A 19,931-nucleotide genomic window follows, 5' to 3' on the forward strand; every position below is an offset into this window, starting at 1 on the left:
GGGCTGTCAAGATGTTTAATCATCTGATTTCCTGGTCACTTAATAACCGTTTTTTCATTTTAGCAATCACCTTCTGTCTTTGTCTTTTTGGTATCTATACCCTTCAACATATGCCTGTTGACGTTTTTCCAGAATTTGCCCCTCCGCAGATTATTGTCCAAACACAAGCACCCGGGATGACCCCGGAAGAAGTAGAAGCATTAATTACTTATCCTTTAGAAAGTACGATTAATGGCACACCGGGAGTAACTCACGTACGTTCAAAAACGGCAGTAGGACTCTCTACAATTACTATTGTTTTTGATGATAAAACCGATATTTATCGCGATAGACAATTGATCAATGAACGTATTCAACAGGTGAAAGGACAATTACCTGCGGGTAGCAATCCAATTATGTTGCCAGTAACTTCTGTTGTCGGGTGGCTTGTCAAATATGCTTTAACCAGCAACACGGTATCAGCAGAAGATTTACGAACTATTTCAGAGTGGATCATTCGCCCGCGTATACTCGCATCAGGCGGAGTAGCTTCCGTAGTTTCCATAGGTGGCGAGGTTAAACAATACCAGGTTCTTCTTGACCCGGCACGCATGCTTGCTTATCGTATTAGCGTAGAAGAGGTAACCCAGGCCCTTGAGAACTCCAATCGCAATGTTCCAGGCGCCTTTCTGCAAAAATCAGGGACTGAATTAGTGATTGGCACCATTGGGCGCATCAAAACATTAGACGATATTAAAAATACCATTATAACAACCCGAAAAGGAATTCCCATTACCATTGCCAATGTCGCAACAGTTGCTTTCGGCGGCGAAATCAAACGAGGCGATGCCGCCTTTAACCTGGATAAAGCTGTTATTGGTACTATTTCTAAATCCTATGGTGCAGATACTCTTTCTACAACTACTAAAGTGTTACACACTCTGGAGGAAATTAAAAAATCGCTCCCTGCCGGCGTAAAATTAGATACGACCGTGTTTCGTCAGGCCAATTTTATCGAAGCAGCAATTAAAAATTTAAGCTTCGCACTGCTTGAGGGTGCAATTATTGTCATCCTTGTCTTGTTAATTTTTTTGATGAATCTGCGTGCTTCTTTTATTAGCTTTTTGGCAATGCCTGTTTCTTTCATCATTGGGATTCTGGTGCTGCATTTATGGGGTTTCGGTATTAATGCCATGACATTAGGCGGTATTGCTATCGCAATTGGAGAAGTGGTTGATGATGGTATTATTACTGTTGAAAATGCACTGCGACGTTTACGTTTAAATCGTCTGTTGGCTAATCCTTTCCCTGCAATCACTATTGTTTTTGATGCAGTACTTGAAATTAGAAATTCTGTTATTTACGCGACACTTATTATTAGTCTGGTCTTTTTGCCTGTTTTTTTCCTTTCTGGCGTAGCCGGACGTATTTTTAGTCCTTTAGCAATTGCTTATATTGCGTCTGTAATCGGCTCACTGGTTGTGGCAATTACTTTGGTGCCCGCTTTGTGTTACCTGCTTTTAGTGGATAGCAAGGAAAAACAAAAGGACATTGACACGCCTTCTGTTCATTTACATCCTTTATCTCAGCAACAGCATTTGCAGCTTGATAATAGCACTTATGAAGATAACAAAGAGACCCGTTTCGCTCTTTGGCTTAAGAAACATTATCAACCACTTCTTCAATGGGCTCTTCATCATTTCTGGCTGGTAATTACCCTTGCAATCATAACATTGGGTTTGACCTTGGCTCTGTTACCTTTTTTCAGATCCACTTTTTTGCCTGAGTTTCATGAGGGAAATTTTATTATTGCAATGACCACCTTACCAGGCACTTCACTTGCCGAATCAATGCGTATTGGCGAAGAAGTACGAAAGCAGTTATTAAAATACCCTCAGGTTATTTCTATATCACAACGGGCCGGGCGAAGTACAGTTGATGAGGATGCGCTCCCTCCTAACGTGAGTGAATTTGATGTCAATCTTGATTTTGACACGGATAAATCCGTGCCTCCCGCAGAATTAATCAAACGCATCCGGCAGGACCTGGCACTTATTCCAGGCGCTGTTTTCAATGTGGGACAGTTTATAGCTCATCGCATGGATGAAGTTTTATCGGGTATACGTTCTGAGGTTGCTATTAAAATTTTTGGTGAAAACTTACCTGCCTTGAATCAGGCAGGGCGAGAGGTCGAGCTTTTGTTGAAAAAGCTACCCGGAATTGTTGATATTAACATGGAACAACAAATTGCTGTGCCTCAGTTAATTATCAAGATCAATCGTGATAAAGCAGCCCGCTATGGTGTAACTATTGGGCAAATTTCTGAGGATGTACAAATTTTACTAAATGGACGTCGGGTTTCCAGTATCCTGGAAGGCCAGCGGAGTTTTGATCTTTTCTTAAGAATGGCAGAATCTGGTCGCGCCAATGTTCAGGCTGTGCAAGACATGTTAATTGATGCGCATGGAAAAGGTATTGACAATGGCGACAAGATACCTTTGCGAGCCGTAGCTCAAATTTCAGAAGAAGATCAACCTTTTGCCATTAGCCGAGAAAATGTTCAACGTATGATTACTATCGGATTTAACGTAGAAGGCGCTGATTTAGCGGATATAATCTCTACAATCAAGCAAAAAATTCAAGAAGAAATTAAACTTCCTGCCGGTTATTTTATTGAGTATGGCGGTCAATTTCAAAGTCAGCAACAAGCCAGACACACTATTTTATTTTTGGGAATTCTGGTCATTTTTATCATGTTGCTTTTGTTGTACAAAGCATTCGGTACACTCACTGAATCCCTTATAATCCTTTGCAACTTACCATTAGCCTTGATTGGCGGCGTCTTATCCCTTTTCTTTCTCAGTGGTGAGATGAGTATTGCAGCAATGATTGGATTTATCACTCTTTTTGGTATTGCAACTCGTAACGGTATTATTTTAATCAGTCATTACAATCAACTCCAGCGAGAAGGAAAACCGCTGAAACAAATTGTAATACAAGGAACGCTTGATCGCCTCATCCCCGTATTAATGACCGCAACAACCGCGGCACTCGGTTTAATTCCTTTATTATGGGGCTCTCCTGTCGGTAAAGAATTAGAAAGACCTTTAGCTCAAGTGTTACTAGGCGGCCTATTTACCTCTACACTTCTCAATATGATTATTGTCCCAACCGTTTATTATAAAATAAGGCAATCAAGGCGTTTGTCGTAACCAGTTACATTGAACCAAAATATAATGACTCCTTTATTATTGTAAAAAACTGTATGCTCTTCATTTTTTGCAGAGTGAAGCGTTAATTTGTCTCAGACTTTGGATTAAACTGTTTAATCTCAGCCCCAATGACTTCGTCATGAATTGTGCTCGTGTTATCTACATAGATAATAGCTGAGCCGCCTTCACAAGTAATATTTCCTTCAACTACGGTATGATTAAGTAAAAATAAACTTTGTTGAATTTTGGCATCTAAAATGGCTTTAATAAGATGGCTCTCTCATTTGTCCAACATGGCCTGAGTTTATATACTTTAATGGGCCAATTTTATAATAGCAGGACCTGCCTTGATAACCCCAAGCAGGCCCTTGCACTTATCCAACGCACGTTAACTCTGTTTAGACCGCGCCTTTATTATAAGTGCTTACAATAAGCTACCCTTCTAATAATCCCAAGCTTTTCACTGTATCGCGCTCTTGTCGAAGCTCGGCCAGCGTTTCATCAAATTTATGTTTGCTGTATTCATTGAATGTTAATCCTTCAACAACCTTAATTTCACCATGTTCATGACGACAGGGAAATGAGAAAATCAGACCTTCATCCACACCATACTCCCCTTGAGAACTTCGACAGACAGAAAAAGATTCCATGGCTGGTGTATCATTTATTAATTGGCCCACCCCATAAATTACTGCATTAGCAGCAGAAGCCGCGGAAGAAGCACCTCGTGCTTTAATAATGGCTGCACCTCGTTGTTGCACGGTAGGTACAAAACTGTCTTTTAACCAAACTTCATCATCAATTACTGTTGCCGCTGGCAATCCATTGATTTTCGCATTATAAAAATCAGGAAATTGAGTTGATGAGTGGTTTCCCCAAATAGCCATTTGACTCACATTAGTAACATCCACCCCTGCTTTTTTTGCCAGTTGAGCACGAGCCCTTAATTCATCCAGGCTGGTCATGGCATAAAATCGATCATTCGGTATATCTCTGGCATGATGCATGGCAATCAGGCAGTTCGTATTACAAGGATTACCTACCACAAAAACCCGCACATCTTCAGCAGCATTGTCATTAATCGCTTGTCCCTGTCTGGTAAAAATTCCGCCATTAATTTGCAACAAATCAGAACGCTCCATACCCTGTTTTCGTGGTACAGAACCCACTAATAAAGCCCAATTGATGCGATCCATGGCCTGATTCAGATCAGAGGTACAAACCACTCGTTTTAATAGCGGGAAGGCACAATCCTCTAATTCCATAGCAACACCTTCCAGTGCGGGCAAAGCCTGCTCTAATTCAAGCAACTGTAATTCAACTTCAGTATGGGGACCAAACATTTGGCCTGACGCAATTCTGAACAACAACGCATAGCCAATTTGCCCTGCTGCCCCTGTTACTGCTACTCTAACTCGTTTATTTATCATTTTTTTCCTCTACTAACCATTGATTTAGCAATAAAAGCGCAGCGATGCTGCGCGCCTCAGAAAAGTCAGGACGTACCAACAATTCATTTATAGCGCTTAAAGGCCACTCTACTACTTCGAGAGGTTCTGGCTCATCTCCCACCAAAGAAGATGGATATAAGTCTCGAGCCACAATGACATCAAGACGCGCTCCAAAGTAACCTGGTGCTAAAGTGAGCGTTTTAAGCCAGTCCAATTTTTTTGCGCCGAACCCCACTTCTTCCTGTAATTCCCGATTGGCGGCTGCAAATAAAGACTCCCCTCGATTAATTAGCCCTTTAGGAAAAGCCAATTCATAAGAATCAATACCGGCCGCATATTCCCGCACCAACAAGAGTGAATCGCTTGCAGTAATAGCCACAATCAACACTGCACCATGACCATGGCTGCGAATACGCTCAAACACACGGCGCACTCCATTAGCAAAACGAAGATGTACCTGCTCAATAGTAAACAAATTTGATTTGGCGATCACTGTTTTTTGCGTACAAACTGGTTTTTCTCGCATTCTGATCTGTTATCCTGACAAAAATCGCTACTAAATAGTCTGATGATACTATTCTCTCTCTTCATAAAGCCAGTCTGCTGTCATAATCAATTATGCAACAAACCAGACTATATATGTTATCCTCTTGTTATACGCCAAATTTCTTTTGTTTTATTTTAGTGGCAGGAATTGCTGTAAATGATATTACCCACGTCGTTATATATTCATATCCCCTGGTGCATTCGCAAATGTCCTTATTGTGATTTCAACTCTCATAAAAGCCCGGAAATTATCCCTGAAAAACAATATGTTAATGCTTTAATTGCTGATTTTGAAGCGGATTTGGCCTTTTTCTCTCCAGGTGAAATTCACACTATTTTTATTGGAGGAGGAACACCAAGTTTATTTTCTGCACAATCTTATGCTTTGTTATTCGAACAGTTACAACAACGAGTACCTTTTAGTAAAGCCATTGAAATTACCCTTGAAGCAAACCCCGGTACTGTCGAGCAACAACGTTTTAATGACTATCGTCAGATAGGGATCAATCGCTTATCTTTAGGTATTCAGAGTTTTAGCGCAACACATTTAAAAGCGTTAGGGCGTATTCATAATGATCAACGAGCTCATCAAGCTATTGAAACAGCGCGGCAAGCTGGCTTTGATAATATCAATATAGATCTCATGCATGGTTTACCCAATCAGTCCGTTGAACAGGGGTTAGCTGACTTGAATACGGCACTATCATACCAACCTGAACATTTATCCTGGTATCAGTTAACCATCGAGCCTAATACCATTTTTTACAAACAACGTCCGGTTTTGCCTGATGAAAATGAGACTTCTCTATTAGAAGAAACTGGCCTTGTCAATCTGGCTCAAAAAGGCTATCAACGCTACGAAATTTCAGCATTCTGCAAGCCTGACAAAGAAGCCCGGCATAACCTGAATTATTGGCTTTTTGGTGATTATTTAGGTATCGGTGCAGGCGCTCATGGTAAAATCACTACGAAAAATACTCAACAGATTTACCGCACTCGTAAACAACGACAACCGGCTGATTATTTGCATGCGACTAAAACTGCTCTTGTAACAAGGGAGGTGGTTAGCGTGAATTCCCTGATATTTGAATTCATGCTGAATACTACCCGTCTGGAACAGCCAATACCTAATCATCTGTTTTATGAACGAACAGGTCTGTCCTTTGTACATTTGCGTCCTTTACTTGATAAAGCCGCGCGAAAAGGACTTATTAGACTCAATGAACATTTCTGGCAAGTTACTTCGTTAGGACGTCGTTATACAAATGATTTGCAGGAAATGTTTTTACCTGATGATCCGGCGTGAAATCTTATTATCCGCGTTTTCACCTGATTAACAAAAGAACAACACTGGAGATTCTCTCTTCACAAGAGGCTGACTTTCCTTAATAATAGATTTTTACTTTATGAGGAGAGGCTTCATGGCGGCTCTGCTATTTATTTTCGTTGTAGTCTTGGGTTATTTATGTGGTTCCGTTTGTTCCGCAGTGATTGTTAGTCGCATTTTTTCTCTTCCTGATCCGCGTACTGAAGGCTCCAAAAACCCGGGAGCAACCAATGTATTACGTTTAGCCGGTAGAAAATATGCTGTCATGGTTTTATTTGCTGATTTATTAAAAGGACTTTTTCCCGTTCTACTGGCAAAAGTGCTTGGCGCAGGACCCATTGCAGTCAGTTTTACCTGTTTTGCAGCAGTTATGGGTCATATGTACCCTGTTTTTTTTGATTTCAAAGGAGGTAAAGGAGTAGCAACAGCGATTGGTACTTTACTTGGTTTACATTTCATTCTCGGCGTAGTAGTTATAGCCACATGGCTATTAGTAGCCAATTTTACTCGCTATTCATCACTGGCTTCCATCGTGGCCCTGATTCTCGCCCCCTTTTACTCGCTGATTACTATTGGTCATCTTGATACCTTCCCTCCCCTGTTTTTTATTACGCTGTTTATTCTTTATAAACATCGCGATAATATTACGCGATTAATTGATGGCGAAGAACCCCGGATTCAATTTACGAGAAGCACACTACAAACAAAAATTGACGCGGCTATCGTAGAGGAAGTCAAGGACGAAGCCTTGGTTCCGAGCGATGAAGAAAACCTGGAAGATATTCCTTCAGACAGAAAAAAACAAAATAAGAAAAACCATTAAATTCTTGCGCTGGCCTCTAATTATGCAAGTGGCCAGCGAGCTTTCACTGCAATGGCGGAACTCTCATCTCTATCTCCCCGTAAGAGGTGTAAACAGCCAGCATAAGCAATCATCGCCCCGTTATCGGTGCAATATTCTGTACGTGGGAAATAAACTTTTCCTTCAGGGATGTCTTGCATTAAAGCAGTTAACGCCGCACGTAAACTACGATTCGCCCCTACTCCTCCAGCAACAACAAGACGATGGCTTGCTGTTTGTTTAAGTGCTCGCTTACATTTAATAAAAAGAGTAGCAATCACCGCCTCCTGAAAAGCATGGGCAATTATCCTTCGAGCTTTCTCATCCCTGGAACTATTGTTCCAGATAGTCAAAACGTGCGTTTTAAGACCGCTAAAACTAAAATCAAACCCCGGTCTATCTGTCATCGGTCGAGGAAAAGGAGGTAAAGTCTTTGCTTCGCAGGCGGGACAGTTATCGGCAAGTCCTGCCAAAACAGCACCGCCAGGATAGGGTAAACCCATTAATTTCGCGGTTTTATCGAATGCTTCCCCAACCGCATCGTCCAGTGTATCACCAATAATTTGATAATGGCCTAACGCACGCGCCTCTATTAATTGCGTATGCCCACCGGAAACAAGTAAAACAAGAAATGGGAACTCAAGGCTCGGAGTATCCAGTTTTGCAGCAAGTAAATGGGCTTCCAAATGGTGAATTCCCAAAGCTGGTCTATTAAGTCCCAGTGCAAGACTCTTTGCGAAACAGGCGCCCGTTAACAGCGCGCCGATCAGACCAGGGCCTGCTGTATACGCGATTGCATCAATGGCCGTTTTGGCCAAATTAGCCTGTTGCAATGCCTCATCCACTAAAGGGATTAAATATTTTACATGGTCTCGCGAAGCAAGCTCAGGAACCACACCACCGTATTGCTGATGTGTAGCTACTTGCGAATGGAGCGCATGAGCCAATAATCCCCGTTCAGAATCATAAATAGCCACACCCGTTTCATCACAGGAAGACTCTATTCCCAGAACTCGCATTAACAATCTGCCTCAAAATAAACAATCCAAACGTTTAATTATACCTTAAAAATGCTTATAATCCCTATATTGCAGTCGCATCATAATAACATTCCGGTTAAGATAGTTAATATAAACTGTTAATATAAACTTGACGATTCCAATAAGTGGCACTAGAATTGCCAGCCTATTGTATTCAATTAAACCAGAGGACTAATTAATGCCTACCGTTCGTGTGAAAGAGGGCGAAAATCCTGAATACGCACTACGTCGTTTCAAACGCTCCTGTGAAAAAGCAGGAATACTTACTGAATTACGTCGTCGCGAATTTTATGAAAAACCTACTGCTGAGCGTAAGCGCAAACAAGCAGCTGCGGTAAAACGTCATCTTAAAAAAATTTCTCGTGACACAACCGCTCGTCGTAGCCTTAAACACAGACGTAAATAACCATGGCTATTAAAGACCGCATTAGTAACGATCTGAAAGACGCTATGCGAGCCAGGGATAAAAAGAAATTGGATACCTTGCGTCTTATTACTGCTGCTGTCAAACAGGTTGAAGTTGATGAACGCATTGTCGTTGATGAAGAGCGAATGCTCGTTATTCTGGACAAGCTTGCTAAACAGCGCAAAGAATCTATTGCTCAATTTCAAGCTGCGGGTCGCGAAGACCTGGTAGCCCAGGAACAGTTTGAACTGGAGCTTATTAGCAATTATCTGCCCGAACCGCTCACAAAGGCTGAAATTGAAGCATTGATTGTTAAAGCACTTGCAGACACGGCAGCCACTAAAATAAGTGATATGGGCAAAGTTATGACACTATTAAAGCCGCAGTTACAGGGTCGAGCAGATATGGGGGAGATCAGCATGATCATAAAGGCCAAGTTGAGTTAGCATCCACTTATGTCTGGCTTAATCCCGCAGCCATTTATTGATGAACTGCTTAGCCGAACCGACCTCGTAGAGCTTATTGATGGTTATCTGCCGCTTAAAAAACAAGGCAATAGCTTTATTGCCTGTTGTCCTTTTCACAACGAAAAAACGCCTTCTTTTAACGTAATTGCTAAAAAGCAATTTTATCATTGTTTTGGCTGTGGAGTGAGTGGTAACGCTATTAGCTTCATTATGGCTTATTTAAATCAGAGTTTCCCTGATGCTGTAGAAACATTGGCTGCCAGATTGGGCATGTCAGTTCCAAAAGATGGCAAAGTTGAAAAAAATCAGCAAGTCGTAACGTTATACCAGATATTGGCACGAGTCAGTCAATTCTATCAGCAAACGTTGAAAATGAATGGCCAGATTGCCATTGACTATTTACGGAAACGTGGCCTTAATGGTGAAATAGCCAGACGATATCAATTGGGATATGCCCCCCCAGACTGGCAAACACTGGAAGCTCTATTTAAAGGGAACAAAACTGAACTCATCGCAACAGGCATGCTCATTAAAAAAGAAAATGGCAAAACCTATGATCGTTATCGGCATCGCATTATCTTTCCCATTCACGACCGACAGGGTCGAATTATTGGTTTTGGTGGACGAGCTATCGATGAGGAACAAAAACCAAAATATTTAAATTCACCTGAAACAGTAATTTTCCAGAAAAGTCGTGAGCTATATGGGCTACATCAAATTTTACAAGAGCATAAAACAATCGACAATATACTTATTGTTGAAGGATACATTGATGTTATCGCTCTCGCACAGCATGGGATCACTAATGCAGTCGCAACACTGGGCACGGCAACAAGCAACTATCATATCCAGTTATTATCCCGATATACGAAACAGTTAATTTTTTGTTTTGATGGAGATAGCGCCGGCCGTAAGGCAGCCTGGCGGGCTTTGGAAAATTGCCTGTCTGAGTTAAATACAGGTCTTGATGTGAGTTTTATTTTTCTCCCTGATGGGTACGATCCGGATAGTCTTGTAAGACAGGAAGGCAGAGAAAAATTTAATACTTTTATCCAACACGCAACCCCACTAAATCGCTTTTTTCTTGATACTATTGCTCAAGGAATTGATCGCTTCAGCATGGCAGGGAAAAGTCAGTTAATTAATGCAGCAAAACCTTATCTGTTAAAAATGCAGGATGGTCCCTATAAACAATTATTACTCCATGAATTGGCCCGTTTATCCCATATTGAAAGCTATCGTATCATTCAGCTTATCAATGAAAATTTGCCAGAAAAAACAATCGCGAACAGCAATAAAAAAATTACTCATTCTCCTATCCGGCTGGCTATCGCATTGCTTATTCAAAACCCGGAAATTTTCAATCAATGTAAAAATCAGATCAACGCTGATTTACTTGATGGTAAAGGACAGGAGATCTTGCAGAAACTGCTCTATCAGGTTAAAAAATCTCCCGAAACAACAACAGCAACTCTTATTGAAGCCTGGAGGAATACTCCTTTTTTTGAACCTCTAACCAAATTAGCCGGCTGGGATCATCAAGAGCCTCAGCAAGAATTGACAAAAAAATTTACAGATATCATTTTGTTTTTGCAAAAACAGAATTTAGAAAATAAAATTAACCAATATCTTGCAAAATCACGTAATCAAGGCTTAACTATTGCAGAGCAGTTAACATTACAAGAAATGATGAAACAAAGACATCAAACTTTGTATGATAAAAATTAACTCAAAATATACTGGCAAGTTTGCGATAGCAGGTTTATAATCAAACCCTTTTTGTAGCTTTTAATCACTCACTTGATAAGTGCCTATGACCATGAATGACCAAGAACAACAGCGCTCACAGATCACCAAAGTCATCAGCTTGGGTAAAGAACAGAATTATCTGACCTACGCACAGATTAACGACTTGTTACCCAATATCGTCGATACCGAACATTTTGATGTTATTATTAGCATGCTGGAAGGCATGAACATCAAAGTATTCGAATTGCCTCCGAGCGATGATGAATTGGCGCTCTTAGGAACAACTGAAGAAGCACCTGAAGACGTTGAGGAAGCAGCGGCTGTTCTCGCTTCGGTGGATAAGGAAACTGGACGGACAACCGATCCTGTTCGTATGTACATGCGTGAAATGGGTACAGTAGAACTTCTCACCCGCGAAGGGGAAATACGTATTGCCAAGCGGATCGAAGAAGGGATTTATCAAGTCCTTAAATCCCTGGCTCATTACCCGGAAACAGTTCAATTAGTCCTGGAAGATTACGATCGCGTTGCTGACGAAGAAATGCGCTTAAGCGAAATTATCAGCGGTTTCTCTGATTCAGAAGAAATAGCGCCTGCTGCAAGTATAGGATCTATGCTTGATGAGTCGCAGCAAGATGAATTTATGGACTCAGCCGCAATAGAGGATGAAGAAAGCGAAGAGGGTGAAGGAGGTATCGTTGAAACCGATGACGGCCCGAATCCGGAACAAGCGAAAATTTACTTCGATGAATTGCGTGAAAATTTTGATAACGCCATGGTAGCATTAAGGGAGCATGGCCGCACCACGCCCCAAACCATTGAGTTACTGGAAATCATGTCTGATTCTTTCCTGAAATTGAAATTAACTTCACGTCAGGTCGATAGGCTTACCCGCCACTTCAGGCAGTTACGCAATCATATTCGAGAGTTTGAGCGTAGCATTATGCGGCTTTGCATCGAGAAAGCACGTATTCCACGCAAACTCTTTATTGATACATTCCCAGGCCAGGAAACCGATTTAAAATGGCTGGATGATCTGGTTAGCCAATCTGTCAAAAAACTTGATATGGCTCGTATCGAAGAACACGCAGAAGAGATCAAACAATTACAAACCCGTCTGGCCTCTTTTGAAGAAGAATACGGTTTAACCATTAGTGAAATTAAAGACATCAATCGGAAGATGTCGATTGGTGAAGCCAAAGCAAGACGTGCCAAAAAAGAAATGGTCGAAGCAAATCTGCGTCTGGTTATTTCCATTGCTAAAAAATACACAAATCGCGGTTTACAATTTCTGGATTTAATTCAGGAAGGTAACATCGGTCTTATGAAAGCGGTAGACAAATTTGAATATCGACGGGGTTATAAGTTCTCTACTTATGCGACCTGGTGGATTCGTCAGGCTATAACTCGCTCAATTGCAGATCAGGCTCGCACCATTCGTATTCCTGTTCATATGATTGAAACAATTAATAAGCTTAATCGTATTTCGCGTCAGATTCTGCAAGAAACTGGCCGAGAAGCAACTCCCGAAGAATTAGCTGAAAAAATGGATTTAAGCGAAGATAAAATACGTAAGGTATTAAAAATTGCTAAAGAACCCATTTCTATGGAGACACCAGTTGGTGACGATGATGACTCTCATTTAGGTGATTTCATTGAGGACAATAATATTGAATCCCCCATTGATCGAGCGACAGCCGAAGGTTTACGTGAAGCCACTCTGGAAATTCTGGAGACATTAACACCAAGAGAAGCCAAGGTATTGCGCATGCGTTTTGGTATAGAAATGAACACCGATCACACCTTGGAAGAAGTAGGCAAACAATTTGACGTAACACGCGAAAGAATTCGCCAAATTGAAGCAAAAGCTTTGCGTAAACTACGTCATCCATCACGTTCCGAAAAACTACGCAGCTTCCTGGAAGGTGACGAGATATAATAGGATTAATTAATAAGATAAAATACTTAATTACCCATAAAAAAGTTAAAATCTTATGGCATTAAATCTATTTAACCATTACAATGGCAACTCTCCGGGCCCATAGCTCAGTTGGTTAGAGCAGCGGACTCATAATCCGTTGGTCCTAGGTTCAAGTCCTAGTGGGCCCACCAACATTTCTAGTAAAATCAATAAATTAGTCGAATTTTCTTATTGCCACTGATTGCAGTTTGTCGTGGTTTTTTATTTCTGAGTGCCCCACCAGTGCCCCATGAAACAACTGCCGAAAAACTACTTCATGAGTAGTAGGATTGCTGCGATAATCGATTTTAGCTCAATCAATTAATTGGTAGCATCTATGTCAGAATCACAAAATAATATTGTTATTGAACAGCAAGACAAATTTACTCGAAACATAATCCATGAGGCAGCCTTAGCTAGCAATAACATTAGTAGTGAAAAATTTGATCTTAAAAAAGCAAAGTCCTTGTGTGCAGAAGGAATTACTGCTCTTGGCGCTCAGAATGGGCTTGAATCAATGCTGGCAGCTCAAATGTTATCAGTTCATCAATTGCAGCAGCGCTCTATGGCTTACGCCAATGTTAGTGATAGTCTGGGGTTAAAGACATACTATACCAATGCTGCAATAAAGTTAGCGAATTGCTTTGTTCAACAAGCAAACATGCTTGCTAAACTACGCGGCGTTGGAGGGCAAAAAATAATTGTTGAGCGTGTTGATGTACATCAGGGAGGTCAGGCAGTAGTAGGGAATATTCAGGGCAATATGGGGCGTTCAGATGCAAATATTAAAACAACCTCATAGACCGAGAAAATATGTTTGCTTTTAATAAGGCACCAAGGTGTGGCGCAAGGGCTAAAGTGAGTAATGGCAAACCGTGCCGTTGCCCTGCTATGAAAGGCAAATCACGTTGTCGGCTTCATGGTGGAGCAAAAGGGTCAGGAGCTCCACTAGGTAACGCTAATGCTCTTGTACATGGTGGCAATACGGCAGAGGCTAGGGCTTTTAAACAACAGGTGCGGCAAACTATTCAGTTAAGTAAAGAGCTTCTTAATGAGCTGAATTGATGTAAATTCTACTGTAGAAAATTGCCGCACTTGTTTATGAGAAATAACTTACGAGAGACTTAAAATTCCATAAATGAAAGTCTGTGTTTTTAATTATATCGTAGAAATAAAAAATCATTACCCATAGTGCTACTGCTATTAAATTTGAAAATAAGATCTTAAACGCGGCTTTTGGGGCTCCATTTGTCAAAGATTTTATTAGCAACCAAACAATATAAATCCAGTAGCATATACCAAAGAAATACCAAATATAGTTGATATATTTTAATATGGCCTCAAAAACATAATGAAGATTTGGGTCTTTCCAAATCGTATAAATAGCGACAACACAAGCTAATATTGTATAGGTTATTGTATTTTCCCAAATATCCCAGAGCTTACCTTTAGCGTCATAATTTTTGTCTATAAATGCTTTTTTACATAAAAGAATAAATTTAATTAGTGGAAAGCCGAACATCCAAAAACCCACTAATGTAAAAAAAGAATCATCTATTAAAAAAGCCAGTGCATAAAAAATACAAATTCCTGAGAGGTAAATAATTTTAGGATATTTATTGAGTGTTTGAATAATGTATTTATGTATCGTGCTTGTTGTTGCAATAAATTTATTCCAATAAACCATTTCTACGCCATATACAATATAGAGTAACAAGTGTTTAATTAATGTTGGAATAAAGTAGCTTGCACCCAACCCAATAATTAGAATCATTAACGCATTAGCCCAGTTATGCTCAATAAAGGGCTCTGCACTAATTAATATGGGTACGAATGACAAAATAGCTATGAAAAATACATGCGATACTTTTAGAAATCGATAAAATATTTTAGTTTCCAACCAGTGCTCAGTAACTGCGTCCATCATTCCCACCACTTAAAAAATCTGCTTATTCTGTTTTTTTCTTTCATATTTTCTTCTACCAATTTAAAGTAAATTTTTTGCCATACACGATGTAGAGTAGAGATTGTTTAATTAGAGTAAAAATAAAAAAAACAATCAAAGAACCCAAAAACCATAATTTTATTGCGCTTATCCAGCTTCCAGTTTTGTTATACTCTAAATTGATTTCATAATGCCCAATTGGATCTGTAGGACGAAGTAATTTTCGCCTCTTTAATTCAGCTCGCGCTAAAGCTGGTGTCATTTCATCTTTTAAAAGATCAATGCCTTTTTCTTTTTTGCTAATAGCCTCTCTATTGTTAATATATTTAATAGCATTATTAATGCATAAACCTCGGGCTTTTTTATCATAATAAGAACTAAATTTTATTGAGTCGGAAGGAAGGTATAGTTCAGCGTCTTTGAATGAATGTAACCCATGAAGACAGACTAAATAACTGTCTTCATAGCTGATATATGGATATGGTTTTAAACCCCATCCCATAAATAGTACCCCAATAAATCCTATTGCTAAAAAAAAGATGTACATAACTTTAACAAGTCTGTAGAACCATTTATCTTCTAGATCTAGTATTTCCATGGTTTTCTCAATTTTTTGATGCATTAAATTCCGACGCCTTCACGCATCTAATGGCAAGATTGAATAAAGATAAGTGATTTTCGTCAGGATGGTTGATTATGTAAGTCATTAATAAGCCGAAAGCCATTGGTGGGTCTATAATTCCTTGGTTACGCCAAAGAATATAAGGTGTATTTTCTTCATTAAATTGTTCAATATTGTTTTCTAGCAACTCAATTACTGCTTCAAATAAATGCCAGGCAATTAACATAGGTACTGTCGAGCAATTAATTGATTTGGTCGATTCTAAATACCCTTTTCCATCTATATGCATCATCTTGAAGCAATCATTTTTTGATATGTAACCAAGATTATCCATTAACTTCTTAATCATTCAAATTTCCTCAATTAACAAAATTTAGACAATAGTGACCCTCTCAGGGATATTCCTGCTAAAACAAGTCCGTGTTTATTTTTATTATTATTGAGTTGCGTTCGAGTCTTTATGACAGACGCTTAAGAAGCTGTATTTTGTTATGGGGCATTATTGGAATGCTCTTTTTTTGAACTTCGGCGCAATAATACACCAAAAACAGAAGTAATACCACTTATTAGGTGTGGAACTTATAAGGTGCAATCGGTTTACTTGTTGAATGATAAGAAAACACGTAAACCTTATAAAGTTAGGCGATCAAATACGAACAATAAGAGCTTCCAAAGGATTTTCTCAGGAAGGGCTTGCTGCTGCCGCTACTTTGGGCCGAACTTATATGGGGCGAGTTGAGCGTGGCGAACAAAATATTTCGATCCAGAATTTAATAAAAATTGCTTTTATACTAAATGTTGACGTTGGGGAGCTTATCCCCCCGCTGTCTAAACTAGAAAATCCAGCTAATATTAATTCCGATGACTAAGCTTCAGTTATACTTCTCGAATAATCCACTACTCGAATAGGCTTTTGATCCGGTCTGCCCAGATACTGTAAAGAACCACCATGAAACCAAAATCCAAATCTCCCTTCCCATTCTCCATTACGCTGCTTATCACAACACCAAAGACAGTCAGATTCGTTAAGTTTTTTTAATTCTTTTTTATCTAGTTCCTCACCCACTGCCTGCTTTTGCTTCAGGATCTCTTTGTATTTATTTCGCCATACTGTAAAGCAATTATCTGCTAAGTCACTGATTGCACCTGTACCTTTATTGTCCAATTTACCGGGAGGCTGCATTTCATCAGCTCCTTTTCGTGGATGAACAATAATATGAATATGGCAATTATTCTGATTTTTAAAATCACAAAGTTGCTCCATAAATGCTTTCTGGGCCTTGTAATCGTCTTCCGCTATATCCAACTTCATAAATGAATCAATTACAAATACATTAATGCCATACCGTTGGCGAGCATAAAGAAAAACATCTAATAATCGTTTAGATTTTGCATTGCCTACTAAATCAAAAAGCCACAGTTTATCTTCGTACCAACTATGGATCGCATGAATATATTCGATACTGGGTTTTTCCAATGCACCTGCTTGGCGTGCTAAGCGCATCAGTAGTCTTTTGGGCATAATTTCAAGGCTTGCAATACAAACACGAGCTCCTTCTTTCATGGAATGAAGTACAACTTGTCCGAGAAATTGACTCTTACCATGACCGTTTATGCCCGTCCACAGTGATAACTCAGCAGGTCGAAACAATATTTTGCCCTTTGTTTTTTCCCAAGGCGGGTTATAGCCTTGATGGCTCCCAAGTGGTGGGTAGAACACATCAATTACCTGCTCTACAAATTGATGAGCTGACTTTAACTCCTCAGGATCAAGCGTAAACGCGGTATGAAAGCATTGCTCTATTACTTTTTGAGTAATTTTCGCTTGCAAACACTCATTTGCATCTTTGCATGGCAGTTTAATAATACGGCAACGATGACGACCTAATCGCTCAACTAATTCTAAAGTAGCTGTATGTCCTTCTTTATCGTTATCAAAACATAGGTAGATCTCATCAAAAATTGCCAACCGATCAAATTCATACTCAAGCCATTTTTGTTTATTGCCACCGCCCCCACCAAAGGGAACTGAAAGTGCTGGGAACCCATATTGATACAAACTCATCGCATCGATTTCACCCTCACAAATGGTCACTTTGCGCGCGTTAGCTGGTATTAAATGCCAGCCAAATAAGCAAGGCTCACAATTTGCTTCTACCGCTATTTGTTTTTTTCCATTAACGCGCTCTAAATCAAGCTGTTTTACAAAAATGAGCTCACCATCCCGCCAGTAAGGAAAAATAATTTTATTATTCTGACTACCAATTTTATAGGCTTGTATTGTTTCAGGGGTTAGTTGCCTTTCATTAATTAAATAACTCATTATGGGCGAAGTTTGATTGAGTGGCGGAGATAGATTTTTCATTACCGGTTTAACGAAATTTAAGGGCTTGTGACCCTCAAATTTTGGTATTGATATACCAAGGTAATGGCTCACTTCTTTAATGGCTTCAGCGATCGTTAAATTGCGTTTTGTTGCCCACAAATCAAGTAGATCACCCTTATCACCCGTGGCAAAATCGCACCAGACTCCTGCTTTATCACCAACAAGATGTACCTTTAAAGATTCACCAGCCTCCCCATTGATGCTACCAATACACCATTCATTGCTTTGTCGTTTTCCATTGGGTAATAAATGTTTCGCAATGTCCTCAGCCTGTTGAGCAAGCCATTGTGATATTTCTTTAGCCATCATCATATTAAAGTACTCCTAACATTATATTATTGTCCGTATTATTGATTTGTTTTTCATTGGGCGGATTGGTAGCGTTATTTATAAAACGCTCAATATGCTCTGCGTCACGGAGAATTAAACTGATATCATCATAAGTCTGGCACCGGTCATTCTGTCCCATATTAAAAGGAGTTTGCGCACAACCATTGATCGCTTTCTTTAAATCAACAACGCTATAACCCAACTGCAGAGCCTTATGAACGACACCTTTACGTTTTTTATCGAGCTTGGCCTGAGGATGATTCATTGTTTCTTGCCAGTAACTAAATATTTCTTCTATGCTGGCAGAATAAGTTGATTCAAAAGCATCAACAGGTGAAGTTTCAACTTCACGTATGTATTTTTCTTTTATCTTCTTTTCCTTTCCTTTCTTTTCTGCACCGAGAAGTAGCCGATTAGTCGTCGAAGTATCGTTGACGGATCGCTGAATATTCGCAGAATCTTCTCCGTATGAGAGAAATTTTAAATCTGATTCTGGTAAAGGATAACGGGAACGTGGTTTATCAATTCTCTGATGTAAATGCCAGCCAGTCACCAACCAAAAGGATTTTCTATCAACACTATATTCCCGCAATAATCCTTGTTGAATCAGCTCATTAATCAGTTTTTTAACTTCATCAATAGAAAAGTCATCCGCTGGGAAAATCTCAGCTTTTATTGTGATAAAAGAAGCTGGATGAACACCATGATCATCGGCAAAATTCCAAAGACCAATAAACAACAAACGGGCATCACGCGAGCAGTTTAAAACCTGCTCGCTTGTCCAAAACTCTGGCTTTATCATCCTATTTCTTGCCATGATGCCCTCCCAGTAAACGATTAACCAATTCATCCACCTGCTTTGCTTCTACCCAAAGATGATGCTTAAGCTCCTCTGCTAGATCATGCTCGGTATCTTGCTGTGCTTGTATGAGTGACAGCTCTCGTTGCAACTCTTTACATCGCGCTGCTAGTACTTGTGAACGATTATCTTCCATGAGCTACCTCCTTGCGTCCTCTATAAATGTACAGACCAACTCGATGTACTACACCATTAGAATCAAGTTCATTTGTCCAGTGAGTTTCAATCCAATAGCCTTGTGCACGTAACTCTTTAATGCGCCCGCAAGGATGTAAAATCCCTAATTTTTCACGAGCTTCTATGGTTGATATCCTGTGATTTTTTTTCAGGTAACTTAAAATTCGTTTTCTTTGGGTCGAAGCTGAATTATCATAGGGAGGCTTAAGTTGCTTAAGATTACCCAGTTGTCCGACTGGGTCACTCATTTTATAGGCCATGATTGCCATCTCCCTGTTGACTATCAACCCACAGTTCAAATTGTTCGAGGTCTATAAGAATTTTTTTCCCAATACGTTTTACACAACGTTTAAATCCATTATTATTTTCATTGAAAATGAGCCATCTAATGGAGGATTGTGTAAACCCAGGATAAAGCTCAGGCATTTTTTTTACAGAAACTAAAGGTTTGGGATAAAACACCTGTAGATTGTTTTGTACTGACATGATTTTCTCCAAAATTAAAATTCACAGTCAGTAGGCAAAAACGGCAACAACCTGTAAATGTTCATTCCGAATAATTATCAGCCACCACACAGTTTGTTGATAACCAATTGATTTAATTTAAATTAATAATCATATACACATAAAAATA

21 protein-coding genes and 1 tRNA gene are annotated in these 19,931 nt (G+C 39.7%); 11 read left to right on the plus strand and 11 right to left on the minus strand.

Annotated features, from left to right (window positions below):
- Positions 1-11: 11 nt before the first annotated feature.
- Positions 12-3,191 carry an efflux RND transporter permease subunit gene (locus T345_RS0106415; RefSeq protein ID WP_028388621.1) on the plus strand — a complete coding sequence of 1,060 codons (3,180 nt, stop codon included), beginning with the start codon at positions 12-14 and terminating at the stop codon, positions 3,189-3,191.
- A gap of 434 nt (positions 3,192-3,625) precedes the next feature.
- Here the strand turns inward: T345_RS0106415 and T345_RS0106420 are convergent, their stop codons facing one another.
- Positions 3,626-4,621: a malate dehydrogenase gene (locus T345_RS0106420; RefSeq protein WP_028388622.1), complete on the minus strand. Its 996-nt coding sequence runs from the start codon at positions 4,619-4,621 to the stop codon at positions 3,626-3,628.
- Positions 4,611-5,168: an ADP compounds hydrolase NudE gene (gene nudE, locus T345_RS0106425; protein ID WP_028388623.1), complete on the minus strand. Its 558-nt coding sequence runs from the start codon at positions 5,166-5,168 to the stop codon at positions 4,611-4,613. The genes T345_RS0106420 and nudE overlap by 11 nt, the downstream gene beginning before the upstream one ends.
- A 180-nt stretch (positions 5,169-5,348) precedes the next feature.
- On the opposite strand from nudE, the gene hemW reads away from it, so the two are divergent.
- Positions 5,349-6,494, plus strand: coding sequence for a radical SAM family heme chaperone HemW (gene hemW, locus T345_RS0106430; protein WP_028388624.1), 1,146 nt, complete (start codon positions 5,349-5,351; stop codon positions 6,492-6,494).
- A gap of 115 nt (positions 6,495-6,609) precedes the next feature.
- Positions 6,610-7,338: a glycerol-3-phosphate 1-O-acyltransferase PlsY gene (gene plsY / locus T345_RS13715; protein ID WP_084273750.1), complete on the plus strand. Its 729-nt coding sequence runs from the start codon at positions 6,610-6,612 to the stop codon at positions 7,336-7,338.
- Positions 7,339-7,358: 20 nt separating this feature from the next.
- Here plsY and tsaD read toward each other — a convergent pair whose 3' ends face one another.
- Positions 7,359-8,375, minus strand: coding sequence for a tRNA (adenosine(37)-N6)-threonylcarbamoyltransferase complex transferase subunit TsaD (gene tsaD, locus T345_RS0106440; RefSeq protein WP_028388625.1), 1,017 nt, complete (start codon positions 8,373-8,375; stop codon positions 7,359-7,361).
- 199 nt (positions 8,376-8,574) lie between these two features.
- On the opposite strand from tsaD, the gene rpsU reads away from it, so the two are divergent.
- The 7 genes from rpsU to T345_RS0106475 all read left to right on the plus strand — a co-directional run bounded on the left by rpsU (position 8,575) and on the right by T345_RS0106475 (position 14,043).
- On the plus strand, positions 8,575-8,802 hold the full coding sequence (rpsU, locus tag T345_RS0106445) for a 30S ribosomal protein S21 (protein ID WP_028388626.1): 228 nt from the start codon (positions 8,575-8,577) through the stop codon (positions 8,800-8,802).
- 2 nt (positions 8,803-8,804) lie between these two features.
- Complete coding sequence (locus T345_RS0106450) at positions 8,805-9,248, plus strand: GatB/YqeY domain-containing protein (protein WP_028388627.1); 444 nt, start codon at positions 8,805-8,807, stop codon at positions 9,246-9,248.
- Between the two features lie 9 nt (positions 9,249-9,257).
- Complete coding sequence (gene dnaG / locus T345_RS0106455) at positions 9,258-10,997, plus strand: DNA primase (RefSeq protein WP_028388628.1); 1,740 nt, start codon at positions 9,258-9,260, stop codon at positions 10,995-10,997.
- A gap of 85 nt (positions 10,998-11,082) precedes the next feature.
- The gene (rpoD, locus tag T345_RS0106460) at positions 11,083-12,957 is read left to right on the plus strand and encodes an RNA polymerase sigma factor RpoD (RefSeq protein ID WP_028388629.1); all 1,875 of its coding nucleotides are present in this window, start codon (positions 11,083-11,085) and stop codon (positions 12,955-12,957) included.
- A gap of 96 nt (positions 12,958-13,053) precedes the next feature.
- A tRNA-Ile gene (locus tag T345_RS0106465) sits at positions 13,054-13,130 on the plus strand.
- A 185-nt stretch (positions 13,131-13,315) separates the two neighbouring features.
- Positions 13,316-13,780, plus strand: coding sequence for a hypothetical protein (locus T345_RS0106470; protein ID WP_028388630.1), 465 nt, complete (start codon positions 13,316-13,318; stop codon positions 13,778-13,780).
- Positions 13,781-13,791: 11 nt separating this feature from the next.
- Positions 13,792-14,043 (plus strand): HGGxSTG domain-containing protein, encoded by a 252-nt coding sequence (locus tag T345_RS0106475; protein WP_028388631.1) that lies wholly within the window; start codon positions 13,792-13,794, stop codon positions 14,041-14,043.
- A 34-nt stretch (positions 14,044-14,077) separates the two neighbouring features.
- On the opposite strand, the gene T345_RS0106480 is transcribed toward T345_RS0106475, so the two are convergent.
- The 3 genes from T345_RS0106480 to T345_RS0106490 are packed head-to-tail and all read right to left on the minus strand — an operon-like array spanning position 14,078 to position 15,894.
- The gene (locus tag T345_RS0106480; RefSeq protein ID WP_156935627.1) at positions 14,078-14,905 is read right to left on the minus strand and encodes a hypothetical protein; all 828 of its coding nucleotides are present in this window, start codon (positions 14,903-14,905) and stop codon (positions 14,078-14,080) included.
- 52 nt (positions 14,906-14,957) lie between these two features.
- A complete protein-coding gene (locus tag T345_RS0106485) occupies positions 14,958-15,545 on the minus strand; it encodes a hypothetical protein (protein WP_028388633.1) in 588 nt (195 codons plus the stop codon).
- The gene (locus tag T345_RS0106490) at positions 15,529-15,894 is read right to left on the minus strand and encodes a hypothetical protein (protein ID WP_028388634.1); all 366 of its coding nucleotides are present in this window, start codon (positions 15,892-15,894) and stop codon (positions 15,529-15,531) included. The genes T345_RS0106485 and T345_RS0106490 overlap by 17 nt, the downstream gene beginning before the upstream one ends.
- A gap of 259 nt (positions 15,895-16,153) precedes the next feature.
- On the opposite strand from T345_RS0106490, the gene T345_RS0106495 reads away from it, so the two are divergent.
- On the plus strand, positions 16,154-16,414 hold the full coding sequence (locus T345_RS0106495; RefSeq protein WP_207385049.1) for a helix-turn-helix domain-containing protein: 261 nt from the start codon (positions 16,154-16,156) through the stop codon (positions 16,412-16,414).
- Here the strand turns inward: T345_RS0106495 and T345_RS0106500 are convergent.
- From T345_RS0106500 to T345_RS13730, 5 genes are read right to left on the minus strand one after another with little or no spacing between them, the layout of a single operon-like run.
- Positions 16,411-18,243, minus strand: coding sequence for a bifunctional DNA primase/helicase (locus tag T345_RS0106500; protein WP_051555163.1), 1,833 nt, complete (start codon positions 18,241-18,243; stop codon positions 16,411-16,413). The genes T345_RS0106495 and T345_RS0106500 overlap by 4 nt on opposite strands.
- A 1-nt stretch (position 18,244) precedes the next feature.
- The gene (locus T345_RS14540; protein WP_131777741.1) at positions 18,245-19,078 is read right to left on the minus strand and encodes a helix-turn-helix domain-containing protein; all 834 of its coding nucleotides are present in this window, start codon (positions 19,076-19,078) and stop codon (positions 18,245-18,247) included.
- Positions 19,065-19,256: a hypothetical protein gene (locus T345_RS0106510; protein WP_028388637.1), complete on the minus strand. Its 192-nt coding sequence runs from the start codon at positions 19,254-19,256 to the stop codon at positions 19,065-19,067. Before T345_RS0106510 ends, T345_RS14540 begins: the two co-directional genes overlap by 14 nt.
- The gene (locus T345_RS13725) at positions 19,246-19,557 is read right to left on the minus strand and encodes a helix-turn-helix domain-containing protein (RefSeq protein WP_207385050.1); all 312 of its coding nucleotides are present in this window, start codon (positions 19,555-19,557) and stop codon (positions 19,246-19,248) included. The genes T345_RS0106510 and T345_RS13725 overlap by 11 nt, the downstream gene beginning before the upstream one ends.
- Positions 19,547-19,783: a hypothetical protein gene (locus T345_RS13730; RefSeq protein ID WP_035918342.1), complete on the minus strand. Its 237-nt coding sequence runs from the start codon at positions 19,781-19,783 to the stop codon at positions 19,547-19,549. Before T345_RS13730 ends, T345_RS13725 begins: the two co-directional genes overlap by 11 nt.
- Positions 19,784-19,931: the final 148 nt, after the last annotated feature.

This window comes from Legionella fairfieldensis ATCC 49588, from assembly GCF_000621525.1.
In the GTDB taxonomy this organism is placed as follows: Bacteria; Pseudomonadota; Gammaproteobacteria; order Legionellales; family Legionellaceae; genus Tatlockia; species Tatlockia fairfieldensis.